The following is a 23,251-nucleotide window of genomic DNA, read 5'->3' on the forward strand; positions in this document are numbered from 1 at the left end:
GCGGGGCCCCGGATCAGGTCCGGAGCCCCGGAAGATTTACTGGCAGGCCAGACACTCGTCATAGTCGGTCGTTTCGCCGATCGAGAATTTCGGCGTGTCGATCGTATTGTCGGCCTCGACCCCGCCCGATCCCTCCGAGCCCGCGAAGCCGGCGCGCTGCACCGACTTGGAGCGGAGATAATAGAGCGACTTGATCCCCAGCTCCCACGCGCGGAAGTGGAGCATCAGCAGGTCCCACTTCTCGACGTCGGCCGGGATGAACAGGTTCAGCGACTGCGCCTGATCGATGTACGGCGTGCGGTCGCCGGCGAGTTCGAGCAGCCAGCGCTGGTCGATCTCGAACGAGGTCTTGTAGCAGTCCTTTTCCTCCTGGCTGAGGAAGTCGAGGTGCTGCACCGACCCGCCGTGCTCGAGGATCGAGTTCCACACCGAATCGGCGTTCTTGCTCTTCTCGCTGAGCAGCTTCTCCAGATACGGGTTCTTGACCGCGAAGCTGCCCGACAGCGTCTTGTGCGTGTAGATGTTGGCCGGGATCGGCTCGATGCACGCGCTGGTGCCGCCGCAGATGATCGAGATCGACGCGGTCGGCGCGATCGCCATCTTGCAGCTGAAGCGCTCCATCGCGCCGACGTCGGCGGCATCGGGGCACGGCCCACGCTCATGCGCAAGCACCATCGACGCCTCGTTCACCTGCGCGTTGATCTGCTTGAAGATGCGCAGGTTCCAGCTCTTGGCCATCGCGCCCTCGAACGGCAGCCCGCGCGCCTGCAGGAACGAGTGGAAGCCCATCACGCCAAGACCCACGGAGCGTTCGCGCGCCGCGCTATAGGCCGCGCGCTCCATGCCGGGTTCGTGGCGGTCGATGTAATCCTGCAGGACGTTGTCGAGGAAGCGCATCACGTCCTCGACGAAGCCCTTCTCGTCCTTCCACTGGTCCCAGGCTTCGAGGTTCAGCGACGACAGGCAGCAGACCGCGGTCCGGTCGTTGCCGAGATGGTCGGTGCCGGTCGGCAGCGTGATCTCGCTGCACAGGTTCGAGGTCGAGACCTTGAGCCCCAGCTCGCGGTGGTGCTTGGGCATCGTCGAGTTCACATGGTCGGCGAAGACGATGTACGGCTCGCCGGTGGCGAGGCGGGTCTCGACCAGCTTCTGGAACAGCGCGCGCGCGTCGACGGTCGCGCGGACCGAACCGTCCTTGGGCGACTTGAGCTGCCATTCGGCGCCGTCGCGCACCGCCTCCATGAAGGCGTCGGGGATCAGCACGCCGTGGTGGAGGTTGAGCGCCTTGCGGTTGAAGTCGCCCGAGGGTTTGCGGATTTCGAGGAATTCCTCGATCTCCGGGTGCGAGATGTCGAGATAGCAGGCCGCCGAGCCGCGGCGCAGCGAGCCCTGCGAGATCGCGAGCGTCAGCGAATCCATGACGCGGACGAACGGGATGATCCCGCTGGTCTTGCCGTTGAGCCCGACCGGCTCGCCGATCCCGCGGACGTTGCCCCAATAAGTGCCGATCCCGCCGCCACGCGACGCGAGCCAGACGTTCTCGTTCCACGTCTTGACGATGCCGTCGAGGCTGTCGGGGACCGAATTGAGATAGCAGGAGATCGGCAGCCCGCGCCCGGTGCCGCCGTTCGAGAGGACCGGGGTGGCCGGCATGAACCACAGCTTCGAGATGTAATCGTACAGCCGCTGCGCGTGCGCCTGATCGTCGGCATAGGCGCTGGCGACGCGGACGAACAGGTCCTGATAGCTTTCGCCCGGCAGCAGATAGCGGTCCTTGAGCGTCTCCTTGCCGAAATCGGTCAGCAGCGCGTCGCGGCTGTGGTCGACGTCGAGCGGATAGGGCGCAGTGCGCGCGCCATGCTTGGCGATCGCCTGCTCGGTGGCGGTCGCCTCGATCGTGTCTGCGCTCATCGCCTCGGCGTCCGTGGTCGTGAAGTTCATGCTCTCGCGTCCCGCCTGTCAGTGGTGCGATCCGTGCGGATCGGCTATTCGTAACCCCCCGGCCGGCCGCGCCATCGATGTGGGGCGTCACCCGCCACCTTACCACCAATAGCGCCGGTGCCCGGCCTCTACCTCTACAGATTGTGGCAGATGCGCGTCGCGGGCAAGAGCCTTAAAAGGTCCGCCGGCGGCCCGATCGGCGGCGACGCGCGGACTTCCGCGGCTTTCCAAAAGCGCAAGCCGACAAATTTTTTTTCACCATGTTGGGCGCACGGGTGAGCGACTCGCGGCGCTGTTGCCCCGGCGCGACCGCGCTTATAGAGCGTCGCCATGACGACCGTGATCCGTACCGCCGACCTGATCGAGAGCGTCGCCGACGCGCTCCAGTTCATCAGTTACTATCACCCGATGGATTATATCCGCGCGTTGGGCACCGCCTACGAGGTCGAGCAATCGCCCGCCGCCAAGGACGCGATCGCGCAGATCCTGACCAACAGCCGGATGTGCGCGGAGGGGCATCGCCCGATCTGTCAGGACACCGGGATCGTCAACGTCTTCGTGAAATGGGGCATGGACTGCCGGCTCGACGACAACAGCCGCTCGATGCAGGAGGTCGTCGACGAGGGGGTGCGCCGCGCCTATCTTCATCCGGAGAACAAGCTGCGCGCCTCGGTGCTCGCCGATCCGGCGTTCACGCGCCGCAACACCCGCGACAACACGCCGTGCGTGCTGCACGTCGAGATGGTGCTGGGCAATACGGTGTCGGTCGATGTCGCGGCCAAGGGCGGTGGCAGCGAGAACAAGTCGAAGTTCAAGATGATGAACCCCAGCGACTCGATCGTCGACTGGGTGGTCGAGATGCTGCCGCAGATGGGGGCGGGCTGGTGCCCGCCGGGGATGCTCGGGATCGGGATCGGCGGCACCGCCGAACATTGCGTGCTGCTCGCCAAGCAGGCGCTGATGGAGCCGATCGACATGGGGCCGCTCAAGGCCCGTGGGCCGCGCAACGACATCGAGGCGCTGCGGATCGAGATTTTCGACAAGGTCAATGCGCTCGGCATCGGTGCGCAGGGGCTGGGCGGGCTGTCGACGATCCTCGACGTCAAGATCAAGGACGCGCCGTGCCATGCCGCGGGCAAGCCGGTGGCGATGATCCCGAACTGCGCCGCGACCCGCCACGCCCACTTCACGCTCGACGGTTCGGGGCCGGCGTTCCTGGAAGCGCCGAAGCTCGCCGAATGGCCCGACGTCAACTGGACCCCCGACAAGGCCGCGATCCGCGTCGATCTCGACACGTTGACGCCGGAGGTGGTGCAGTCGTGGAAGCAGGGCGACCGGCTGCTGCTGAGCGGCAAGATGCTGACCGGGCGCGACGCCGCGCACAAGCGCATCGCCGACATGCTCGCGAAGGGCGAGGAGCTGCCGGTCGAGTTCAAGGGGCGCGTGATCTATTACGTCGGCCCGGTCGATCCGGTCGGCGAGGAAGTGGTGGGACCGGCGGGTCCGACCACCGCGACGCGCATGGACAAGTTCACGCGGATGATGCTCGATCAGGGCCTGCTGGCGATGGTCGGCAAGGCCGAGCGCGGCCCGGCGGCGACCGACGCGATCCGCGAGGCGAAGAGCGCCTATCTGATGGCGGTCGGCGGCGCGGCGTATCTGGTCGCGCGCGCGATCAAGGGCAGCAAGGTCGTCGGGTTCGAGGACCTTGGAATGGAGGCGATCTACGAGTTCGAGGTGTCCGACTTCCCGGTGACGGTGGCGGTGGATGCCGAGGGCAACAACGTCCACCAGCTCGCGCCGTTGGTGTGGCGCGAGAAGATCGCGCGCGAGCGGTTGCTGGTCGGGGCGTAAGCGAGACCGGCTCGCTTGCCTCTCTTTGCGTGATCCGGGATCCCGCTTTCTGCCGTCTCGTGGGAGAGAAGAAGCGGGGTCCCGGATCCAAGTCCGGGACGACGGGGGCTCGTCATTGCGAGCGTAGCGAAGCAATCCAGTGTCGGACCAGGACGCCCTGGATTGCTTCGCTACGCTCGCAATGACGGAGGGACTTACATCACACGCGGCTTCCGGCCCCACGGCTCCTCGCGGAACCATTTGGTGATGATGTATTTGGTGCCCTCCAGCACCGCCATGCCCTCGTGCAGCGTCGCGGTGTTCGGGCTGCCGTCGGGGTTCATGTTGTTCCACGCCAGCAGCATCCCCTTGCGCGGCGCGACGCGCAGGCCGCCCTTGGGGAACCAGGTTGCGCCGCCTTCCTCGACATCGTTGAGGTAGATCATCGCGGTGAAGGTGCGCTGCCCGCCATTCTCCCGCATCGCCGGCCAGTAACTTTCGGCCTCGTGGAAATAATCGTGGTGCGCGCGGAACAGCTGGCCGGGCGCATAGCGCTGCCCCTGCATGGTCTCGCCATATTCGGGCGCGATGCCGAGCGAGGCGGCGATATATTGGTCGATCTGGCGGATGCCGTCGGCGTTGCGATCCATGTCGCAGCTGTCGCTGGTGCGGCTGGCCGGTCCGCCGCGGTCGCTGAACAGCGTCGAGGGGCGGCGGTTGCCGTCGATCACCTGCACCAGCCAGTCGCAATTGGCGGCGTCAAGGAAATCGGGGCAGCGCCATGCCGCGACCGTGTCGCTGGGCAGGCGCTGCATCCGCGGATCGGCGTCGAGCCGCGCCGCCACCGCCGCGCCCTGCCGGGCGCGGACGGCGGAGGGGTGGCCGGGCGGGGTGGTGGTAAGCGACATGGCCGCCGGTGTGTCGCGCCACCCCGCGACTTTCAAGCCATCGCGATCAATCGAAGATGCCGTGGATCACGTCGACGACCGTGCCGTCCTCGATATCGACGAGCAGCGCATCGTCGTAATAGCGCACCCAGCGATACGGCTCCTCGGCGTCGGGCAGCCGGTAAGCGTAAGGATCGTAGATCCAGTAGCGCGGCGTGTAGAGCATCGGCGCCAGCGGCATTCCGATCCCGAAGCGGCGATAGCCACCATTCCAGCCATAAGGCGCGTAATAGCGCGGCAGGCGGAAGGCCGAGCGACGCTCGTCGCGATAGCGGCTCCAGTCGTAGCGCGGCTCGCGCCGCCATGCGCGGTCCCAGCGCCCGTCGCGCTCCGATCGCCATACCGCGGCGGGCGGCGTCGGCCCGTCCCGGCGATCGTAGCGGCGACGGCCCGGTTCCGCGCTCCAGTCTCGATCGGGCGCACGCCGCGCCGCGTCACGGCGGTCCTGCAGAACGCGATCGCGCTGCCAGTCGTCGCGCGCGTCGGCGGCGCGTTCGCTGCGCCAGTCGCCGTTCGGTGCGGGCGGGCGCGGCAAGCCCGCGGCGCGCCGGTCGTTCCGTTCGCCGTCCCGCTGCCAGCGGGCCGGGTCGCGGCGCTCGGGTGTGCCTTGCCACGCGCGGCGGCGCGGCGCGGGTTCGGGCGGGCGGGCCACTTCGGCCGCCGGTGCCGGGCGCACCGCCGGTTCGGGCGGCGGCGTCGGGCGTTCGGCACGCTCGCGTCGCCATTGGCCACGGTCCATCGATCGCCCGTCCTGCGCCAGCGCCGGCGGCACCAGCGCCGTCATCGACAACAAGCCCGCCACCATCGCCTTCAACATCACCACCCTCCCACCATCGTCCCGCCTGCCTGCCACGGCGTGCGACAACCAGAACTGAACCGGTCGTGCAGCCGATTGAAAGCCGGTGTCACGCCTCGGCGAGGATCGCCCGCACGCGCTCCAGCAGCAGGCGGCGCGGATAGGGCTTGCGGATCAATCGATCCTGACGGACCCCCGCCATGTCCGTCGGATCGGCGTGGCCGGTCACGAACAACACCTCCACGCCGCGATGCAGCTCCTGCACACGCCGCGCGAACTGGATTCCGGTCATGCCGGGCATCGCGATGTCGGTGACCACCAGCCGGATCGCGGGTTCGTGGAGCAACGCCTCCAGCGCCGACTCGCCATCCGCTGCCTCGACCACGCGGCAGCCGACCTCGCGCAGCGCCTCGACGGCGACCTGTCGCACGCGATCGTCGTCGTCGAGCACCATCACCGTCGCGCCATCGAGCGACTCTGCGGGGGCGGGCGTCGGGGCATCGGATACGGAGGCCGCGGGACCGGCGGCACGCGGTACGAACACGCTGACGGTCGTGCCGCGCCCCGGCGTGCTGTCGATCCGCACCCCGCCGCCTGACTGCTTGGCGAAGCCGAACACCTGCGCGAGCCCGAGCCCCGAGCCCTTGCCGACTTCCTTGGTGGTGAAGAACGGCTCGAACGCGCGGGCGAGCACCGCGTCGGTCATGCCGACGCCGGTGTCGGTGACCGCGACGCGGACATAGTCGCCGGGCGGCGGGTCCTCGGCGCGTTCGGGGCTGCCGAGCGTCGCGTTGTCGACCGACAGCATCAGCGCGCCGCCATCCGGCATCGCATCGCGCGCATTGATCGCCAGATTGAGGATGATCAGCTCCATCTGCGTCGGATCGACGAAGGCGGGCCAGATGCCGGACGGGGTATGCGTCTCGATCGTGATCTCGCGGCCCAGCGTGCTGCCGAGCAAATCGAGCAATCTGGTCACGGTCTGGTTCAGGTCGACGACCTTCGCCTCCAGCCGCTGCCGTCGCGAGAAGGCGAGCAATTGCGCGGTCAGCGCCGCGCCGCGCTCCGCCGCGATGCGCACATGATCGAGCCGCGGTTCCAGCCGCGGGTCGAGCAGCCCGCGCTTGCCCGCCGCGACGAGCGAGTCGACGTTGCCGAGGATCACGGTCAGCAGATTGTTGAAATCGTGCGCGACGCCCGAGGTGAGCTGCCCGATCGCTTCCAGTCGCTGCATCTGGTGGAGCGTTTCCTCCACGCGTTCGCGTTCGGCGATCTGCTCGGTCAGCTCGGCGGTGCGCTCGGCGACGCGCGCTTCCAGCCGCTCGCCGGCAAGATGGGCGTCGGTCACGTCGATCGCGCAGGCGGTGTAGCCCTGGAATGCGGCACCGAGGAAGCGTGGGCGCGCCTCGATATGCATCCAGCGCGTCGCGCCGTCGCGCCTCAGCAGCGGATGTTCGCCGCTCAACGCACGTGGGGCGGCGAACCAGCCGGCGCGTGCGGTCAACGCCGCGGCGCGACGGTCGGGATGAAGCAGGTCGGTCCAGCCGTGCTCGCCCACCGTCTCCGGTGCGACGCCGAGGATCGCCTCGAACCCGCGGTTGGCGAAGGTGACGTGGCCGTGCGGATCGGTCATCCACACCAGCGCGGGCAGGCTGTCGGCAAGCGTGCGGAACCGTGCCTCGCTCTCGCGCCACGCCTCGGCCTGCAATTTGCGCGCGGTGATGTCGATGATCGTGCCGACCACCCGCACGCATACCTCGCCATCGAAGATGCCGCGTCCGCGCACCGATACCCATCGGACGCCGCCGATCCGTTTCTGCGCGACGCGATATTCGACGTCGAACGCTGCGCGGATCGCGGGATCCACCACCCGGGGAAACGCTTCCTGCAAGATCGGCAGATCGTCGGGTTCGACCAGCGACCGGAACGCCGCGCGCGACATCGGCCGGCTGTCGGGCGGCAGCCCGTAGAGCGACATCCCGAGCGGCGAGCAACTGAAGCGGTCGTGCCGGAAATCGTAATCCCAGGTCGCGATCTCCCCCGCCTCGGTCGCCTGTTCGAGCGAGGCACGCCCGCGCGCCAGCGCCTCGCGCGCGCGGTGCCGGTCGGTGCGGTCGATCCCCTCGATGAAGATCGCGGTCACCTCGCCGTGCTCGTCGGTGATCGGCTGGCAGATGAAGTCGATCCAGAAGTCGCGCAGCACGCCCGGCGCGGCGGTCGGCAGGCGGACCGGCATGTCGACGGCGCGGAACGGCTCACCGGTCCGGCGAACGTCGTCGAGCCGCTTGAGGAAGCCGGCCGCGGCGACTTCCGGCAAGGCATCGGCATAGCGCCGCCCGATCAGCGTGCGACCGCCAGTCATCCGCTGGTAGGTCGCATTGGCCAGCTCGATCATATATTCGGGGCCGCGCAGCACCGCCATGAAGCCGGGCGCCTGGTCGAACATCTGGCGGAGCCGAGCGCGCTCGCGCGTCGCGGTCTCCACGGTGCGCGTCCGCTCGGTGACGTCGGAGACGACTCCCAGCACCCCGCCGACGGTGTCGTCGTCCAGCATCACCGCGGACAGCGACATGTCGAAATGCAGCGTCACCGGCCGTCCTTCGGACAGGATGTCGAAGCGACGGTTGCCGATGGTCAGCGTCTGCGCGGTCGCGAAGACCTGATCGACCATCGGCGCGACCTCGTCCCATGCGCGGTGCCAGCGGCGATCGGCGGGCTGGCCGAGCGCGGCGGGGTGCCGCTCGTGGAGCAGCGCGGCATAGGCATCGTTGTAGAAGACGCGGCGCTCCGGCCCCCAGAACAGCAAGATCTGCGCGCCCGCCGGCAATAGCAACTCGAGCGCGGCACGCAGCGGGATCGGCCAGCGGTCGATCGGCCCCAGCGACGTGCCCGACCAATCGGTCCCGCGGAGCAGTTTTCCGATTTCTCCGCCACGCTCAAAGGGTTGGCGGGCGCTGTCCTCGCTGGGAAGAAAAGGCGTCATCCTGACTAATGTAGCTTAGGCTGCGCACCGCGAACAGTTGGCAAAACCGGCCTTCGCCCGGTATCTGGCGGGGCATGAACCCAGCTTTCCGCTCGCTGCATCGCCACGGCATGGTGCGCGTCGCCGCCGCCACCCCGCTCGCCACGGTGGGCGACCCCGCCGGCAATGCGGAGGCCGCGATCGGGATTGCGCGCACCGCCCATGACGCGGGGGTCGATCTGGTCGTTTATCCCGAGTTGAACCTGAGCAGCTATGCGATCGACGACCTGCACCTGCAATCCGCATTGCAGCGCGCGACGCGCGAGGCGATCGCGGCGGTGACGGCGGCGAGCGCCGAACTGCGCCCGGTGCTGCTGGTCGGCGCGGCGCTGGAGCGTGGCGGGCGTCTGTACAATTGCGCGCTGGCGATCGCGCGCGGGCGCGTGCTGGGGGTGGTGCCCAAGACCTTCCTGCCCAATTACCGCGAATATTACGAGAAGCGCTGGTTCGCGAGCGGGGCGGGGCTGACCGGGCTGACGATCGCGATCGATGGCGAGGAGGTGCCGTTCGGCGCCGACCTGATCTTCGCCGCCGACGATCTGCCGAACTTCGTGGTCCATGCCGAGATCTGCGAGGATTACTGGTCGCCGACCCCACCTTCGACGATCGGGGCTTTGGCCGGGGCGCTGATCTGCGCCAATCTGTCGGCATCGAACGTCGTGATCGGCAAGTCGCGCGAGCGGATGATGCTGTCGGCGTCGCAATCGGCGCGTGCGATGTGCGCCTATGTCTATTCGGCGGCCGGGCCGGGCGAGAGTACGACCGATCTGGCGTGGGACGGGCAGGGGAGCGTCCACGAACTGGGCGAGTTGCTGGCGACCTCCGACCGCTTCGCGCACGAACCGGGTCTGACGATTGCGGACGTGGATACCGAGCGGCTGGTTCAGGAGCGGTTGCGCAACGGCACCTTCAACGATGCCGCGGCCTTCGGCGGTCATCCCGAGACGCGTTTCCGTCGCATCGGTTTCCGCCACCGGCCCGACTTCGTCGACATCGGGCTGAAGCGCGAGATCCGCCGCTTCCCGTTCGTGCCCAACACGCCCGACAAGCTCGACGAGGATTGCTACGAGGCCTTCAACATCCAGGTCGAGGGGATCGCCAAGCGGCTGGTCGCGGCGCGGGCGCAGCGGCTGGTGATCGGCGTCTCGGGCGGGCTCGACAGCACGCACGCGCTGATCGTCGCGGCCAAGGCGCTCGACCGGCTGGGCCGCCCCCGCAGCGACATCCTCGGCATCACCATGCCCGGCTTCGCGACCAGCGAGGGGACGAAGGGCAATGCCTGGAAGCTGATGCGCGCGCTGGGCATCACCGCCGAGGAGATCGACATCCGCCCGGCCGCGACGCGGATGCTGGAGGACATGGGGCATCCGTTCGGACGCGGCGAGCCGGTCTATGACGTGACGTTCGAGAATGTGCAGGCCGGGCTGCGCACCGATTACCTGTTCCGCATCGCCAACCAGCGCGACGGGCTGGTGGTCGGCACCGGCGACCTGTCGGAGCTGGCGCTCGGCTGGTGCACCTATGGCGTCGGCGACCAGATGAGCCATTATGCGGTTAATGCCGGTGTTCCGAAGACGCTGATCCAGTTCCTGATCCGCTGGGCGATCGGCACCGATCAATATGACCGCGAAACCGATGCGGTGCTCGAAGCGATCCTCGGGCAGGAGATCAGCCCGGAGCTGGTGCCCGGCGAGGAATTGCAGAGCACCGAAAGCAAGATCGGCCCCTATGCGCTCAACGACTTCTTCGCGCATTATCTGATCCGCCACGGCCTCGCGCCGTCGAAGGTCGCGTTCCTCGCCTGGCATGCATGGCACGATGCGGCGGCCGGGCGCTGGCCGCTCGGCTATCCCGAAAGCGCGCGCACCGCCTACGATCTGGCGACGATAACGCATTGGCTGGAGCGGTTCCTGATCCGCTTCTTCCAGACCAGCCAGTTCAAGCGCTCGGCGATCCCCAACGGGCCTAAGGTGTCGGCGGGCGGGGCGCTGTCGCCGCGCGGCGACTGGCGCGCGCCGTCGGACGGCACCGCGGCGGCGTGGCTGGCCGAGCTGAAGGCGAACGGGCCGGGGATCGACGGGTAATCGATCTCCGTCATCCCGGACCCTTCGACAAGCTCAGGAGAACCTTGATCCGGGATCCCGCTTACTCTTCCCTAAGTGCACAAAAGAAGCGGGGCCCCGGATCAAGTCCGGGGCGACGGGGGGAGGATCGCGGCGGTGATGCGTCGAACCGTCCGCAGGCTTCCCTTCCTTACAAGCGGGGCGTAGAAGGCGCCATGCTACAGGCAAGCCCGGGTTTCTCGCTGTCCACGCGTCCGGCGGCGCTCGCGCGCTGGCTCTATTGGGTCGCGGCGTTGATCGTGGCGATGGTCGTGGTCGGCGGGATCACGCGCCTGACCGAATCCGGGCTGTCGATCACGCAATGGAAGCCGATCAGCGGTGTCGTCCCGCCGCTCACGCAGGCGCAGTGGCAGGCCGAGTTCGCCAATTACCAGCGCATCCCCGAATATCAGCAACTGAACCGCGGCATGACGCTGGACGGGTTCAAGGCGATCTTCTTCTGGGAGTATCTCCACCGGCTGCTCGGGCGCGTGATCGGGCTGGCGTTCGCGCTGCCGCTGGTGTGGTTCGCGGTGAAGCGGCAAATCCCGCGCGGCTATGGCTGGCGGCTGAGCGCGTTGCTGGCGCTCGGCGGATTGCAGGGCGCGATCGGCTGGTGGATGGTCGCCTCCGGTCTGTCGGTGCGCACCGACGTCAGCCACCTGCGGCTGGCGACGCATCTCGGGACGGCGCTGTTCATCCTAGGGGGGATCGTCTGGACCGCGCGCGACCTGAGCGCGCTCGCCGCCAATCCGCTCGCGCGCCCGGCGGCGTTGCGGTTCGGGCCGGCGCTGGCAATCGCGGCGCTGGCGGTGCAGATCATCCTCGGCGCGCTGACCGCCGGGCTCGACGCGGGCTATGCCTTTTCGAGCTGGCCGCTGATGGGGGATGCCTGGTTTCCGGCGAACGTGCCGATGCTGACCCCGGCATGGACCAATGCGATCGACAACCCGATCGTCGTGCAGTTCCTTCACCGCTGGATCGCGTTCGTCGCGGCGGGGGCGCTGGTGTGGCTGGCGTACCGGGCGCGAACGATGCGGGCGGATCGCGCGGCGGGAGCGGTGGCGCTGCTGGTCGTCGTCCAGATCGCGCTCGGCATCGCCACCCTGCTGTCGGGGGTTGAGATCGTCGTTGCAGTCGCACATCAGGCCAATGCCGCGCTGCTGCTGATCGCCACCGTCGTCGCCGCGCACGCGGTCAGCCGCCGCCGCGCGTGAAGGTACTGGCGATCGCCGTGCTGCTGTCGAGCGGTGTGGCGGAGGCACGGTTCGCGCCTGTGCTGGACGCGCCATATCGGTTGGTGCGCACGCAGGAGCATCACAGTAATCTCGACGGAGGACGCCGCTTCGAAAGCGAGCGGCACATCGTCTTCATGCGTGGGGGCGCGGGCTATCTGGCCCGGATTACGCTGGTCGGCACGAGCGACAGCCACGCCGACAGCAAGTACGCGATGCTGGCCACGGCGATGGGCGACCGACCGGTCGAGGTGGAGCTGGATCGGCGCGGGCACCTTCTGAAGGTACGCGACCTCGACGCGATCTGGGCGCGGTTACGGGCTGCGATCGGAGCGGCGGCGACCAGAGACGACGTGCGACTGACCCTGTGGCGTGTCCATGACGCCGCGACAACCGCGCAGCGCGTGCAGGTGGTGGCGGGCGTGCTGTCGACCATTCTCGCGCCAGAGGAAGCGGAGCGATCGGCGGGTACGCGCGCGGTGACGCTCCCGTCGGTGGGAGCGGTGCCGCTGGCAGCGCCGATGCGGGGGACGGAGACGGTTCGCCGCGACGGCAGGCTGATCGGGGTGACCGTCCAAGCGAAGGCAGACGATGGCAGCACGGCCGTCGTGCTGTCGCGCCGCCGCACGATCGATCGTACCAGCGGATTGGTGACGGAGCAGCGTGAGGAGCAGACGATCGGATCGCGCATCGGCGGCGAAGGGCATCTCGATCGCGACATTACGACGATCAGGCTCAGCCCTCCGGTATTATAATACCCGTCAGCAAACCCGCGGAAACCTTGACAGGATCGGTCGCGCGCGGCATTGCGCCGCCATCGACGCGTGCACCCGGCGGGGTGGCGCGTTTTTTCTCTTTCGACGCGAAATGAAGGTCACCAGGCACCATGAAGGCGCTGATGAAGACCACCAAGGCGGCCAAGCCGCACGAGGTGGAAAAGAAGTGGCACATCGTCGACGCCACCGACCTCGTGGTCGGTCGGGCGGCGGTGGTGATCGCCAACGTGCTGCGCGGCAAGCACAAGACCAGCTTCACCCCGCACGTCGATTGCGGTGACAATGTCATCGTCATCAACGCGGACAAGGTGCGGTTCACCGGCAACAAGCTGACCGACAAGGTCTATTACAAGCACACCGGCTATGCCGGCGGCATCAAGGGCATCACGCCCGCCAAGGTGCTGGAGGGCAAGTTTCCCGAGCGCGTGCTGGAAAAGGCCGTCGAGCGCATGATCCCGCGCGGTCCGCTGGGCCGTCAGCAGATGCGCAACCTGCGCATCTTCAAGGGTTCGGAGCACCCGCATGAGGCGCAGAACCCGGAAGTCCTCGATATCGCGGCCATGAGCCGCAAGAACAAGGTGGGCGCATAATGTCCGACAACCGCCAGTCCCTTTCCGATCTGGGTGCGGCGCTCCAGCAGCAGCGCGAGACCGCGGTCGAGCAGGCCGACACCACCGCCGAGGCGTATCTGGCCGGCGACGTGCAGGAGCCGGTGCAGCGCGCGCCGCTGCGCGCGCAGGAGATCGACAAGTACGGCCGCGCCTATGCGACCGGCCGTCGTAAGGACGCCGTTGCGCGTGTCTGGCTGAAGCCGGGCTCGGGCAAGATCACGATCAACGGTCGTGACCAGGAAGTCTATTTCGCGCGCCCGACGCTGCGCCTCGTCATCAACCAGGTGTTCGGGATCACCGAGCGCGAAGGTCAGTATGACGTGATCTGCACCGTCAAGGGCGGTGGTCTGTCGGGTCAGGCCGGCGCGGTGAAGCACGGCATCAGCCAGGCGATCACCCGCTACGAGCCGGCGCTGCGCGCGCCCGTCAAGGCGGCCGGGTTCCTGACCCGCGATCCGCGCGTCGTCGAGCGTAAGAAGTACGGTCGCGCCAAGGCACGTCGTAGCTTCCAGTTCTCGAAGCGCTAAGCCGCGGACAACCCCGGATTGCCGAAGCAGTCCGGGAATTGGTCGATGGTACGAAGAGGCGGTCCGGCAACGGGCCGCCTTTTTGCTTGTCCCGAGCCGATGATCCCCGACCCCCGTCTACTGTTCCGTTTCGGTACTGTCATGAAGCGACAGGCGTATCGTGACGGTCGCAAGCGATGCATCCTGCCGCTACGGAATCTGCCACTTAACGAACTTCTCGGGGGAGGGGGACATGAAGAAGTTGGCGTATCTCGCCGCATTTGCCATCGCGGCGACGGCTGCCACGAACGCATCGGCCGCGCTGCTGGCGACGTGCAGCGTCAACGACATCGCGCCGACCGCGCAGGCGTGCGTCGGGTTCAAAAGCGGCAACCTGATCAGCAACAATCAGTCGGATGTCGACGCGCAAACCGCTGCCTTGAAGCAACTCGGTTTCGACTGGACGGGCACGACGGTGGCGAAGGTCACCGGTCTGAACAGCGCGACGACCGTCAACTTCGGCACCGCTCTGAAGGGGGTCACCTACATCGCCGTGCATTATGGCAACGGCGCGGGCGGTCCAGGTAACGGCACCGCTTTCTATCGTCTGGATGCGGGCAGCAATCTCTCGTCGATCACGCTGGGCTACAAGTCGGCGAGTTCGAACGCCGTCCTCTATGCCACCAACGTCGGTGCGGCCGTGCCCGAACCGGCGACCTGGGCGATGATGGTGCTCGGCTTCGGCCTCGCAGGCTATGCGATGCGCCGCGGTGCGCGTCGCGAGATGGCCGCGGTTCGCGCTTCGTAAGCGGCATCGCCGGAAAAAAAAACGCCGCCGGTGTGAGCCGGCGGCGTTTTTCGTACAGCGTCGTCGATGGATCAGGCCGTGCCGTCCTGCGTCAGGAACGCCCGCAGCCGGTCGGCCATATCCTGTAGCGTTACCTGGCCGATGTCGCCGTCTGCGCCGTTCGAGGTGCGCAGGAGATCGGCGATCGCGAGCTGGATCTGCGTGACATGGTCGATCCGCTGCAGGCTGGCCATGTGACGACGCAACGTGTCGCCGTCGCTGCCCAGGTCGTAGGCGAGATCGGCCAACATGCTCGACGCAAGCACCAGCTCGGCGGCGAGCGCCTGTGCCAGCGGCCGCGGCACACCGACCGCCGCCACGCCCCCCGTCGGCAGGGGCAGCCCCGCCGCGGCGCTCATTTCGAACACATCTTCATGACGCCCGCGACCAGCGCGTCGCTCGCGACCGGCTGCGACACCATGCCGCGCGTCAGCGTATAACCGCCGCCGCTCTCGGCCGGCGCGAAGGCATAGCCGCCCGCCGCGTTCAGCGCGCGCAAGCCACCCGCGCCATCCTCGTTGCCGTCGAGCAGCAGCACGCCGACCGCGTTCGCCGCCGCCGCCTTCGCCGCGGAGGCGAACAACAGCGAGATCGACGGACGTTCACCCGCGACGGGGTCCTTGGGCAGCAGGCGCAGCGTGCCGTTCGGCCAGCTGTCGATCACCAGATGCGCGTCGCCGTGCGGCGCGAGATAGATCGTGCCCTGTTCCGGCTTCATGCCGTCCGCCGCGACCACCACCTTGGCGGCGCACTGCTCGGCGAGCTTCTCGACCATGCTCTCGACCATGCCCGGCCCCAGATGCTGGACGACGACGGTCGGCGGGCAGTTCGCCGGGAAGCCTGCGAACAGGTCGAAGATGGACTTGGTGTTCGACGCATCGCCGCCGACCAGCAGCAGGCGGCCGTTCCAGTCGATCGGTGGGTGCTTGGCGGATTTCGGCGCGGTCTTGGGCTTCAGGTCGGCCTTCTTGGCCGCCTTCAGCCGCTTGGCCAGCTTTGCGATGATCGCGTCCAGCTCGGCGGGCGCTGCGACGCGCGGCTTGGGGAAGCAGTCGATCGCGCCGAGCCGCAGCGCCTCGATCGATTCCGCCGCTCCGTCCTGCGTCCGGGTCGAGAACATGATGACCGGCATGGGCTTGGTGTCCATGATCTCGGCCAGATATTCGAGGCCGCTCATCCCCGGCATCTCGACGTCGAGCGTCATGACGTCGGGGCGCTTGCTTTCCACCAGCCCGCGTGCTTCCGCCGCGCCATCGGCCATGCCGACCACTTCCACACCCGGGATCCGCTCGAGCGCACCCGAGATCAGCGCGCGCATGGTCAACGAATCGTCGACCACCAATACTTTCGTTCCAGCCATGACCCAGTCCTAAATTACGCGCATTAACTATGTGTTGTCAGGCGGCGTCGGCCATCGCGGCGCGCTCCACCAGCCGCTCCAGCGCCAGCACCAGGATCAGCCGCTGATCGATGGTCGCCAGCCCGTCGAGGAATTGTTGTGCCGCCGAATCGCCCATGTCGGGGAGCGGCTGCATGTCCTCGGTCTGCACCGTCACGATGTCGTTGACCGCGTCGACGATGATGCCCTGAAGTTGCTCGCCGATCCGCACGACGATGATGACGTGGCGCGCGGTCGGATCGGTCATGCCCCAGCCGAGCCGGTGGCGCAGATCGAGCACCGGGAGCACCACGCCGCGCAGATTGACCACGCCCCGCACGTGGCTGGGCACGTTCGGGAGCGGCGTGGCGGGCGACCAGGCGCGGATTTCGCGGATCGCCATGATGTCGACGCCCAGATACTGATCGCCGAGCTGGAAGGTGATGAGCTGACGGGACATGGGGTTCGTTCCTTGTGACATCAGTGCAGCACGCGCCGGATCGCGGCGGCGAGCTTTTCGGGGTGGAAGGGCTTGACGATCCAGCCGGTCGCGCCGGCCTGGCGCGCGCGCTGCTTCTTCTCGTCGGAGCTTTCGGTGGTGAGCACCAGGATCGGCAGCGTCCGGCGGCCGTCGGCGCGGACGTTCTCGATCAGCCCGAACCCGTCCATGCGCGGCATGTTGATGTCGGTGATGAGCAGGTCCGGCTCGTCCTCCTCGTCGAAGCTGGCGAGCGTTTCCAGCGCGTGGACGCCGTCCTCGGCCTCGACGACGTGATAGCCGAGGTCGGTCAGCGCGGCGCGCAGCAGCATTCTCATGCTGGGCGAGTCATCCACGGTCATGATCGTCTTGGTCACGGGTAACGGCTCCTGGGCAGAATACGGGGCGTAATCAGAAGAATTCGACGTCGCCGAGCGACGCGGGCGGCGGTGGGGGCGGGGCGGGGCGAACGCGGACCACCGGAGCCGGGATCGACTGTTCGGTCACGACCCTGCACCGCGCGAGGCCCAGCGCCGGGCGGAACTCGACCCGCCGCGCGCCATTGCCGCCGACGTCCTCGCCGACCAGCGGGATCCGCTCGTCGCGAAGGAAGCGGCGCGCGAAGGCGATATTGTCGCCGCCGATGTCGCGAAAGCCGGTGCGCATCGTCGCCCCGCCGAAAATCCGCGCCTTGAGCCGCGACCGTGCCCCGCCCATCGCCAGCATGGCGTTGATGAGGACTTCCATCGCATAGACGCCGTAGCGCTGCATCGAGGCGGGATCGGAGGCATGTCCCTCCGCTAACAGATAGTGGTTAATACCTCCTACCTTGGCGACCGGATCGTAAAAACAGGCAGCGATGCAGCTTCCGAGCACGGTGGTGAGCACCACGTCGGTTTCGTCGCTGACCCGCGTCTCGCCCTGCGCGACCGTGATGCGCCGCAACCCGTCACGAAGCGCGAGCCCCGTCATGCGCGACACTCCTGCAGCAACCGGGCGGCGATGCGCCGCAGCGGCATCTGCTGCACGACCGCGCCGATGCGGTGCGCGACCGCGGGCATCCCGTAGACGACGCTGGATGCCTCGTCCTGCCCGATCGTGATCGAGCCGGCCTGACGCATCGCCAGCATCCCCTCGGCCCCGTCGGCGCCCATGCCCGTCAGGATCGCGCCGACCGAGTCGGCCCCGGCGATGCGGGCGACCGAATGGAACAGCACATCGACCGAAGGCTGGTGCCCGCTCATCTTGGGGCCGGGAAGCAGACGGCAGTAACGGCGCGTCGCAGGGCCCGCGATTTCAAGATGTTGATCGCCGCCGGGGGCCAGATAGACCTTGCCCGGGCGCAGCACCGCACCGGCGCGCGCTTCCTCGACGCTCGGCTTGCACAATCGGTCGAGCCGCGCGGCGAAGCTGGCGGTGAAGCTGGGCGGCATGTGCTGCACGATCACGGTCGGCGGACAATTGGCCGGGAAGCCGGACAGCAACTCGATCAATGCCTCCACGCCGCCGGTCGACGCGCCGACCGCGATCATCGACTGGTCGCGGGGCGTGTAATCGGCCTGCGGTGCCGGTTCGGACGCGCGCGGTGCCGCCGCGGCGCTGCGCCCGCGCGACCCGGAGGCGGCGCGGACCAGCGCGGGCAGGCGAATCGCCTCGTCGGGGCGGCGCAGCGCCAGCTTGTCGAAACACTCGAACGCCCCCAGCTCCAGCGCGGCGATGCTGGCGTCCGCGCCTTCCGAGGTCAGCGTCGAGAGCATGACGACGGGCGTCGGGCGCAGCCGCATCAACCGTTCGAGGAAGTCGAGGCCGTTCATGCCCGGCATCTCGATGTCGAGCGTGACGACGTCGGGATCGAGTTCCTTGATCCGCGCGCGCGCCTCCTCGGCGCTCGACGCGGTGCCGACGACCTGGATGTGCGGATCGCTGGCGAGCGTGCGCTGGATCAGCGCCTGCATGGTCAGCGAATCGTCGACGACGAGGGTGCGGACGCTCATGCGCGCACCTTCAGGTACGCGGTGCGGCCCACGCAGTCGAAGCGCGCCGCAACATCGGGCGACAATCGCTCCGAATGGCCGATGTACAGCATCCCCCCGGTCTCCAGATGATCGGCCAGCCGCGACTGCAGCCTGGCCTTCGTTGGTTCGTCGAAATAGATCATGACGTTGCGACAGCAGATCGCGTCGAATCGCCCTTTCATCGGCCATGGACCGAGCAGATTGAGCGGCCGGAACGAGATCGCCTCGCGCAGCGCCGGATCGACCGTCAGTCGATTGTCGACCCAGGTGGCGCGCAGCTTGGCGGGCACGGTGCGCAGCGTATCGGCCGAGTAGCGGCCGGCGCGCGCGGTCTCGAGCACGCTGGGCGATACATCGGTGGCGAGCATCCGCAGATCGCCCTTGAGCAGCCGCTGCGCCGCCGACCGATCAGCGCCGAGCGCCGCCATCAGCCAGGTATACGGCTCCTCGCCGCTGGAGCAGGCCGCCGACCACAGCCGGACGCGCCCGCCGCTGGCCAGCCGCTGCGACAGCGTCGGCCACATCCGCTCGACGAAATCCTCGAAGTGATGCGCCTCGCGGAAGAAGCTGGTGTGGTTGGTGGTCAGCGCATCCAGCATCCGGTTGCGCTCTTCCTCGTCGTTCTCGATCACCTTCAGATAATCGGAAACGCTGGTCAGCCCGCAGGCGCGCACACGCGGCGCGACGCGCCCGTAGACGAGCTGCGACTTGCCGTCCGGCAGCAGGATGCCGAGCGTGTCGTAGACGATCTTCGCGATCCGCTGATGATCCGCGTGCGCGAAGTCGAACTCGCGTTTCGCCGACGGGACGGCGAGCGCGGCGGTCATGCGGCGTGCGCCAGCTGCGGACGGCGCGACCGCTGCGAGGTGAGCGCATCGACGTCGATGATGAGCGCGACGCGCCCGTCGCCGAGGATCGTCGCGCCGGCCAGCCCGTCGATCGCCTGATAATTGGCCTCCAGGCTCTTCACGACTACCTGACGCTGGTCCTGGATCGAATCGACGAGCAGCGCGGCCTGACCCTGATCGCCCTCGACGACGATCAGCACGGCCTTCTCCGGGTTGCGCTCGCCGCCCTCGATGCCGAGCTGCTCGGCGACGGGATAGATCGGCACGTACGAGCCGCGCACGTCGAGCACCGCGCCGTTGATGCCGATCGCGGTCACCGCGCGATCCGACGGACGCAGGCTTTCGACGATGTGGCTGAGCGGGATCACGAACGTCTGGTCGCCGACCGTGACGATCATCCCGTCGACCACCGCGAGCGTCAGCGGCAGGCTGAGCGAGAAGCTGGAGCCCGAGCCGAATTTCGAATGGATGCCGATGCGGCCGCCGAGCGCCTGGACGTTCTTGCGCACCACGTCCATGCCCACGCCGCGCCCCGAGATGTTCGAGACGGTCGCGGCGGTCGAGAAGCCCGGCGCGAAGATCAGATTGTCGACTTCCTCGTCGCTGAGCACCGCGTCGGGCAGGATGATCCCGCGCTCGACCGCCTTGGCGCGCACCCGGCTGCGGTCGATGCCGCGACCGTCGTCGGCGACGGTGATGACGATCCGGCCCGAATGATGCGCCGCCGACAGCGTGACGACGCCGGTTTCGGACTTGCCCGCCTTGATACGCTCCTCGGTGGTTTCCAGCCCGTGATCGACCGCGTTGCGGATCAGGTGGGTCAGCGGCTCGCCGATGCGTTCGACGACGGTCTTGTCGACCTCGGTCATCTCGCCCTCGATGTCGAGGCGGACGCGCTTGCCGGTTTCGCCTTCCAGTTCGCGGATGATGCGCGGCACGCGGCTGAAGACGGTCTTCATCGGCTGCGCGCGGATCGCCATCGTCGACTCCTGCAGCTCGCGCGTCAGGTGGTCGAGGTCGGTCAGCTCCGAAATGCCGGCCATGTCGTTCTCGCTCAGCCGCTGCGCGAGCATGGCCTGGGTGATGACCAACTCACCCACGAGGTTCACGAGCCGGTCGAGCTTGTCGAGATCGACGCGGATCGTCTGCGCCACCGGCGTGGGGGGCGGAGTCGGGGCGATCGCGACCGGGCGGGCGGCCGCAGCCGCCGGGGTGGCGGTGGGCGCGGGGGCCGCAGCGGCAGGTGCCGGCGCGGGAGCCGGAGCCGGAGCAGGGGTAGGGGCGGGAGCCGGTGCCGGTGGCGCAGCGACCGCGGGGGCGGGCGCAGGCGCCGCCGGCTCCTCGACCGCGACAGGTGCGACGACGGGCGTCGGGGCGGCGACCTCGGCGGCGGCGACGACGATCGTCGGCGCGGAAGGAGCGGGCAATGCCGCCACGCGCTCCAGCGTCAGGGCGCAGCCGTCGGTGAATTCGAACACCGCACGGATATCGTCTTCCTCGGCGGTCGCAGGCACCGAGATGCGCCATGCCAGATACGAGATGTCCGGATCGAGCGCGGCGAGCGGCGGCAGCGTGTCGGCGTCGCACGACAACACCTGCGCACCCATACGCTGTAGTTCACGCAGCAGCAGCAGCGGCTCGCCGCCGTTATCGAGCGCGTTGGCGGGCGGACGGAAGGTCAGCAACCAACCCGGCGCGGCGGCGTCGGCGCTCAGCAGATCCTCGTCGCTCGCGGGACCGGCGGCGCCGCCGACATCGTCCAGCATGGCCATCAGGTCGTCGAAATCGTCGCTGACGCCGACCGGCGCTTCCTCGATCACGGCGGCCTCGACCACCGGCTCGGCGGCACCCGGCGCTTCGCCGCTCGACGCCGCGATCAGGCGCGCCAGCATCGCCGCATCGTCCGGCGCGTCGCCGCCGTCGCGGGCGGCCGCGACGTGATCGGCAAGCATGTCGAACGCTGCGACGATCAGGTCGACGAGCGGGGGCGTGAGCGCCAGCGTCTCGCTGCGCAGCAGGTCGAGCAGTGTTTCATATTGGTGGGTATAGGCCTGCAGTCGTTCATGCCCGAACGCGCCCGCACCGCCCTTGATCGAGTGGACGGCACGGAAGATGCCGTTGATCGTCTCGCCATCATATTGCTGATCGCGAAGCGCCGCAAAGGCGCTTTCCATGCCGGCCAGGCCTTCTTCGCATTCCTGGAAGAAGATCTGCTGGATTGCATCGAGGTCCAAGGTCGGGCTCCTGCGCGAATAGGTCTTGGGGTCAGGCGGCGGTGAGGACGTCGATCGCGGCGAGTTTGCCGGCCTCGACCATCGCGACACTGGGGAAGGCGACCTGCCATGACAGGCCGCGCGCGACCGCGGCGGCGCGCGCCGCCGCCAGCACCTGAAGGCAGGCCTGCCCGATCTGATCGACCGCACCGCCGTCGATCACGATCGGCTGCGCCGCCTCGACCAGCGACGAGAGCGACTGGCGCAACGGCGCCGCCGCTGCGGTATCCAGGCGAGAGGTGAGGACGATCGACATCGCGGGCCTTCCTGTCAGATGACGTCGGGGCGGGACGAGCCGAAGCGATGCGCGGTCATGTTCGTCCTCCCTCCAAAAGGTGTTCGACCCCCCACGCTCGATCCGAGCACGGGGAGCGGGTCAGACGCCGATGTGCCTGATCTGTCCTAAGATGACGTTAAATACGCCCGACGATCGCAAAGCATCTTCCAGAGGTTTGGCGGTTAATACGATCACAACCAATGACTTGCATGTGTGCAACCGGAACGGCGATCAGGCCGGCGGGGTGGGTCGCTTTGTTGCAGGCGTTAAGGACGGTCATGCCGGAACACGGCTTTGGGGAATTGCTGCGGCAAGCGGGCGTGATGCGCGCGATCGGATCGCCGTTCGTCGGCGATGTGCTGGCCGCCGCGGATCGGCAATTGCATCACGCGCCGCGCACCTGCGCGATGCTCCACGACTGGCCGGGTGATCCCGCCGCGGCCGCCGTGGCGATGCGACTCAATGCCGCATTGCACGCGCTGGCGCGCCGCGACACGCCGCCGGTGCTCGGCGCATTGTATCGGCGGGTGCATGAGGATTTCGACGGCGCGATCCGCGCGGCGTTCGTGGCGCACGACGCGTTCATCGCCGAATGGATGCGCGATGCGCCGCAGACCAACGAGGTCGGGCGCGCGGCGGCGATCCTGGCCGCGCTGATGGAAGTGACGGGTCAGCGGGCGCTTCCGGTCGAACTGATCGAGCTGGGGTCCAGCGCCGGCCTCAACCTGAACCTGGCGCACTATCGTTACGATCTGGGCGGGGTACGGGCCGGTACGGCCGACTCGCCGGTGCGGATCGCGCCCGACTGGCGCGGCGGGGCGGTGACCTTCCGCCAGGTCGAGGTGGTCTCGGCCGAGGGGGTCGACCTGCACCCGCTGGACCCGAACGACGCCGCGACCTGCGAGCGGCTGATGGCCTATGTCTTCGCCGACCAGCCGGCGCGAGCCGATCGGCTGGCCGAGGCGCTGTCGATCGCGCGCGTCCGTCCGCCGCGAATCACGCGGGCCGATGCCACGACCTGGCTGTCGGCGCGGCTGGCCGCGACCCAGCCGGCCGGGCGCTGGCGCGTCGTGTTTCATTCGATGATGGCGCAATATGTCGCAGATGCCGAGCGCGAGCGGCTGGAGCGGACCATCGCCGCTGCCGGCGCCCGGGCCACGGCCGAGCGCCCGTTCGGGCGAATCGCGTTCGAATGGAACGCGGCGCGCACCGCGGTCGAACTGCGGCTGACGTGCTGGCCCGACGCGGGCACGCGCGTGCTCGCCACCTGTCATCCCTATGGCGCCTGGGTTGAGTGGCGAGCCTGAAAAGACTCGCCTTTATCTAGGTTTAACTAACCTTCGATACGCGTCGATCGACCAACAGC

The 23,251-nt window shown here is 68.2% G+C and carries 20 protein-coding genes and 1 pseudogene; 8 read left to right on the forward strand and 13 right to left on the reverse strand.

Annotation, left to right across the window (positions count from 1 at the left end):
- Positions 1-36: 36 nt before the first annotated feature.
- On the reverse strand, positions 37-1,941 hold the full coding sequence (locus PGN16_RS18270) for a ribonucleoside-diphosphate reductase subunit alpha (RefSeq protein WP_335310782.1): 1,905 nt from the start codon (positions 1,939-1,941) through the stop codon (positions 37-39).
- 330 nt (positions 1,942-2,271) lie between these two features.
- Between PGN16_RS18270 and PGN16_RS18275 the strand changes: the two genes are divergently transcribed.
- A complete protein-coding gene (locus tag PGN16_RS18275) occupies positions 2,272-3,795 on the forward strand; it encodes a fumarate hydratase (RefSeq protein ID WP_335310783.1) in 1,524 nt (507 codons plus the stop codon).
- A gap of 194 nt (positions 3,796-3,989) precedes the next feature.
- Here PGN16_RS18275 and PGN16_RS18280 read toward each other — a convergent pair whose 3' ends face one another.
- From PGN16_RS18280 to PGN16_RS18290, 3 genes are all read right to left on the reverse strand, one after another.
- Positions 3,990-4,682 (reverse strand): prolyl hydroxylase family protein, encoded by a 693-nt coding sequence (locus PGN16_RS18280; protein WP_335310784.1) that lies wholly within the window; start codon positions 4,680-4,682, stop codon positions 3,990-3,992.
- Positions 4,683-4,728: 46 nt separating this feature from the next.
- The gene (locus tag PGN16_RS18285; RefSeq protein ID WP_335310785.1) at positions 4,729-5,538 is read right to left on the reverse strand and encodes an RcnB family protein; all 810 of its coding nucleotides are present in this window, start codon (positions 5,536-5,538) and stop codon (positions 4,729-4,731) included.
- An 88-nt stretch (positions 5,539-5,626) separates the two neighbouring features.
- Positions 5,627-8,500, reverse strand: a complete 2,874-nt coding sequence (locus tag PGN16_RS18290; RefSeq protein ID WP_335310786.1) for a hybrid sensor histidine kinase/response regulator — start codon at positions 8,498-8,500, stop codon at positions 5,627-5,629.
- 74 nt (positions 8,501-8,574) lie between these two features.
- Here PGN16_RS18290 and PGN16_RS18295 point away from each other — a divergent pair, with 74 nt between their 5' ends.
- The 6 genes and pseudogenes from PGN16_RS18295 to PGN16_RS20295 form a co-directional block, all read left to right on the forward strand.
- Positions 8,575-10,623 carry an NAD(+) synthase gene (locus PGN16_RS18295; RefSeq protein ID WP_335310787.1) on the forward strand — a complete coding sequence of 683 codons (2,049 nt, stop codon included), beginning with the start codon at positions 8,575-8,577 and terminating at the stop codon, positions 10,621-10,623.
- 194 nt (positions 10,624-10,817) lie between these two features.
- Complete coding sequence (locus tag PGN16_RS18300; RefSeq protein WP_335310788.1) at positions 10,818-11,858, forward strand: COX15/CtaA family protein; 1,041 nt, start codon at positions 10,818-10,820, stop codon at positions 11,856-11,858.
- The gene (locus PGN16_RS18305; RefSeq protein ID WP_335310789.1) at positions 11,855-12,631 is read left to right on the forward strand and encodes a hypothetical protein; all 777 of its coding nucleotides are present in this window, start codon (positions 11,855-11,857) and stop codon (positions 12,629-12,631) included. Before PGN16_RS18300 ends, PGN16_RS18305 begins: the two co-directional genes overlap by 4 nt.
- 131 nt (positions 12,632-12,762) lie before the next feature.
- Positions 12,763-13,242 (forward strand): 50S ribosomal protein L13, encoded by a 480-nt coding sequence (gene rplM / locus PGN16_RS18310; RefSeq protein ID WP_335310790.1) that lies wholly within the window; start codon positions 12,763-12,765, stop codon positions 13,240-13,242.
- On the forward strand, positions 13,242-13,790 hold the full coding sequence (rpsI, locus tag PGN16_RS18315) for a 30S ribosomal protein S9 (RefSeq protein ID WP_335310791.1): 549 nt from the start codon (positions 13,242-13,244) through the stop codon (positions 13,788-13,790). The genes rplM and rpsI overlap by 1 nt, the downstream gene beginning before the upstream one ends.
- A gap of 673 nt (positions 13,791-14,463) precedes the next feature.
- Positions 14,464-14,577: pseudogene (locus PGN16_RS20295) on the forward strand (PEPxxWA-CTERM sorting domain-containing protein); the annotation flags it as partial.
- A 71-nt stretch (positions 14,578-14,648) separates the two neighbouring features.
- Here PGN16_RS20295 and PGN16_RS18325 read toward each other — a convergent pair.
- From PGN16_RS18325 to PGN16_RS18365, 9 genes are read right to left on the reverse strand one after another with little or no spacing between them, the layout of a single operon-like run.
- The gene (locus tag PGN16_RS18325; RefSeq protein WP_335310985.1) at positions 14,649-14,975 is read right to left on the reverse strand and encodes a hypothetical protein; all 327 of its coding nucleotides are present in this window, start codon (positions 14,973-14,975) and stop codon (positions 14,649-14,651) included.
- On the reverse strand, positions 14,972-15,976 hold the full coding sequence (locus PGN16_RS18330) for a chemotaxis protein CheB (RefSeq protein WP_335310793.1): 1,005 nt from the start codon (positions 15,974-15,976) through the stop codon (positions 14,972-14,974). Before PGN16_RS18330 ends, PGN16_RS18325 begins: the two co-directional genes overlap by 4 nt.
- A gap of 37 nt (positions 15,977-16,013) precedes the next feature.
- On the reverse strand, positions 16,014-16,454 hold the full coding sequence (locus PGN16_RS18335) for a chemotaxis protein CheW (protein WP_028965251.1): 441 nt from the start codon (positions 16,452-16,454) through the stop codon (positions 16,014-16,016).
- A gap of 20 nt (positions 16,455-16,474) precedes the next feature.
- Positions 16,475-16,849 (reverse strand): response regulator, encoded by a 375-nt coding sequence (locus tag PGN16_RS18340; protein WP_159757834.1) that lies wholly within the window; start codon positions 16,847-16,849, stop codon positions 16,475-16,477.
- A gap of 34 nt (positions 16,850-16,883) precedes the next feature.
- Positions 16,884-17,444: a chemotaxis protein CheD gene (locus PGN16_RS18345; RefSeq protein WP_335310794.1), complete on the reverse strand. Its 561-nt coding sequence runs from the start codon at positions 17,442-17,444 to the stop codon at positions 16,884-16,886.
- The gene (locus PGN16_RS18350) at positions 17,441-18,466 is read right to left on the reverse strand and encodes a protein-glutamate methylesterase/protein-glutamine glutaminase (RefSeq protein WP_335310795.1); all 1,026 of its coding nucleotides are present in this window, start codon (positions 18,464-18,466) and stop codon (positions 17,441-17,443) included. The genes PGN16_RS18345 and PGN16_RS18350 overlap by 4 nt, the downstream gene beginning before the upstream one ends.
- A complete protein-coding gene (locus PGN16_RS18355; protein ID WP_335310796.1) occupies positions 18,463-19,314 on the reverse strand; it encodes a CheR family methyltransferase in 852 nt (283 codons plus the stop codon). The genes PGN16_RS18350 and PGN16_RS18355 overlap by 4 nt, the downstream gene beginning before the upstream one ends.
- Positions 19,311-21,569, reverse strand: coding sequence for a chemotaxis protein CheA (locus tag PGN16_RS18360; protein WP_335310797.1), 2,259 nt, complete (start codon positions 21,567-21,569; stop codon positions 19,311-19,313). The genes PGN16_RS18355 and PGN16_RS18360 overlap by 4 nt, the downstream gene beginning before the upstream one ends.
- Positions 21,570-21,600: 31 nt before the next feature.
- Positions 21,601-21,864, reverse strand: coding sequence for an STAS domain-containing protein (locus tag PGN16_RS18365; RefSeq protein WP_335310798.1), 264 nt, complete (start codon positions 21,862-21,864; stop codon positions 21,601-21,603).
- A gap of 299 nt (positions 21,865-22,163) precedes the next feature.
- Here PGN16_RS18365 and PGN16_RS18370 point away from each other — a divergent pair, with 299 nt between their 5' ends.
- A complete protein-coding gene (locus PGN16_RS18370) occupies positions 22,164-23,192 on the forward strand; it encodes a DUF2332 domain-containing protein (protein ID WP_335310799.1) in 1,029 nt (342 codons plus the stop codon).
- The last annotated feature ends 59 nt before the right edge of the window (positions 23,193-23,251 follow it).

It is taken from the genome of Sphingomonas phyllosphaerae (genome assembly GCF_036946485.1).
In the GTDB taxonomy this organism is placed as follows: domain Bacteria; phylum Pseudomonadota; class Alphaproteobacteria; order Sphingomonadales; family Sphingomonadaceae; genus Sphingomonas; species Sphingomonas phyllosphaerae_E.

Excerpts from the sequence above, each read along its gene's own strand:
- PGN16_RS18270 (WP_335310782.1), bottom strand. The coding sequence starts at position 1,941 with ATGAACTTCACGACCACGGACGCCGAGGCGATGAGCGCAGACACGATC.
- PGN16_RS18275 (WP_335310783.1), top strand. The coding sequence starts at position 2,272 with ATGACGACCGTGATCCGTACCGCCGACCTGATCGAGAGCGTCGCCGAC.
- PGN16_RS18280 (WP_335310784.1), bottom strand. The coding sequence starts at position 4,682 with ATGTCGCTTACCACCACCCCGCCCGGCCACCCCTCCGCCGTCCGCGCC.
- PGN16_RS18285 (WP_335310785.1), bottom strand. The coding sequence starts at position 5,538 with ATGTTGAAGGCGATGGTGGCGGGCTTGTTGTCGATGACGGCGCTGGTG.
- PGN16_RS18290 (WP_335310786.1), bottom strand. The coding sequence starts at position 8,500 with ATGACGCCTTTTCTTCCCAGCGAGGACAGCGCCCGCCAACCCTTTGAG.
- PGN16_RS18295 (WP_335310787.1), top strand. The coding sequence starts at position 8,575 with ATGAACCCAGCTTTCCGCTCGCTGCATCGCCACGGCATGGTGCGCGTC.
- PGN16_RS18300 (WP_335310788.1), top strand. The coding sequence starts at position 10,818 with ATGCTACAGGCAAGCCCGGGTTTCTCGCTGTCCACGCGTCCGGCGGCG.
- rplM (WP_335310790.1), top strand. The coding sequence starts at position 12,763 with ATGAAGGCGCTGATGAAGACCACCAAGGCGGCCAAGCCGCACGAGGTG.
- rpsI (WP_335310791.1), top strand. The coding sequence starts at position 13,242 with ATGTCCGACAACCGCCAGTCCCTTTCCGATCTGGGTGCGGCGCTCCAG.
- PGN16_RS18325 (WP_335310985.1), bottom strand. The coding sequence starts at position 14,975 with ATGAGCGCCGCGGCGGGGCTGCCCCTGCCGACGGGGGGCGTGGCGGCG.
- PGN16_RS18330 (WP_335310793.1), bottom strand. The coding sequence starts at position 15,976 with ATGGCTGGAACGAAAGTATTGGTGGTCGACGATTCGTTGACCATGCGC.
- PGN16_RS18335 (WP_028965251.1), bottom strand. The coding sequence starts at position 16,454 with ATGTCCCGTCAGCTCATCACCTTCCAGCTCGGCGATCAGTATCTGGGC.
- PGN16_RS18345 (WP_335310794.1), bottom strand. The coding sequence starts at position 17,444 with ATGACGGGGCTCGCGCTTCGTGACGGGTTGCGGCGCATCACGGTCGCG.
- PGN16_RS18350 (WP_335310795.1), bottom strand. The coding sequence starts at position 18,466 with ATGAGCGTCCGCACCCTCGTCGTCGACGATTCGCTGACCATGCAGGCG.
- PGN16_RS18355 (WP_335310796.1), bottom strand. The coding sequence starts at position 19,314 with ATGACCGCCGCGCTCGCCGTCCCGTCGGCGAAACGCGAGTTCGACTTC.
- PGN16_RS18365 (WP_335310798.1), bottom strand. The coding sequence starts at position 21,864 with ATGTCGATCGTCCTCACCTCTCGCCTGGATACCGCAGCGGCGGCGCCG.
- PGN16_RS18370 (WP_335310799.1), top strand. The coding sequence starts at position 22,164 with ATGCCGGAACACGGCTTTGGGGAATTGCTGCGGCAAGCGGGCGTGATG.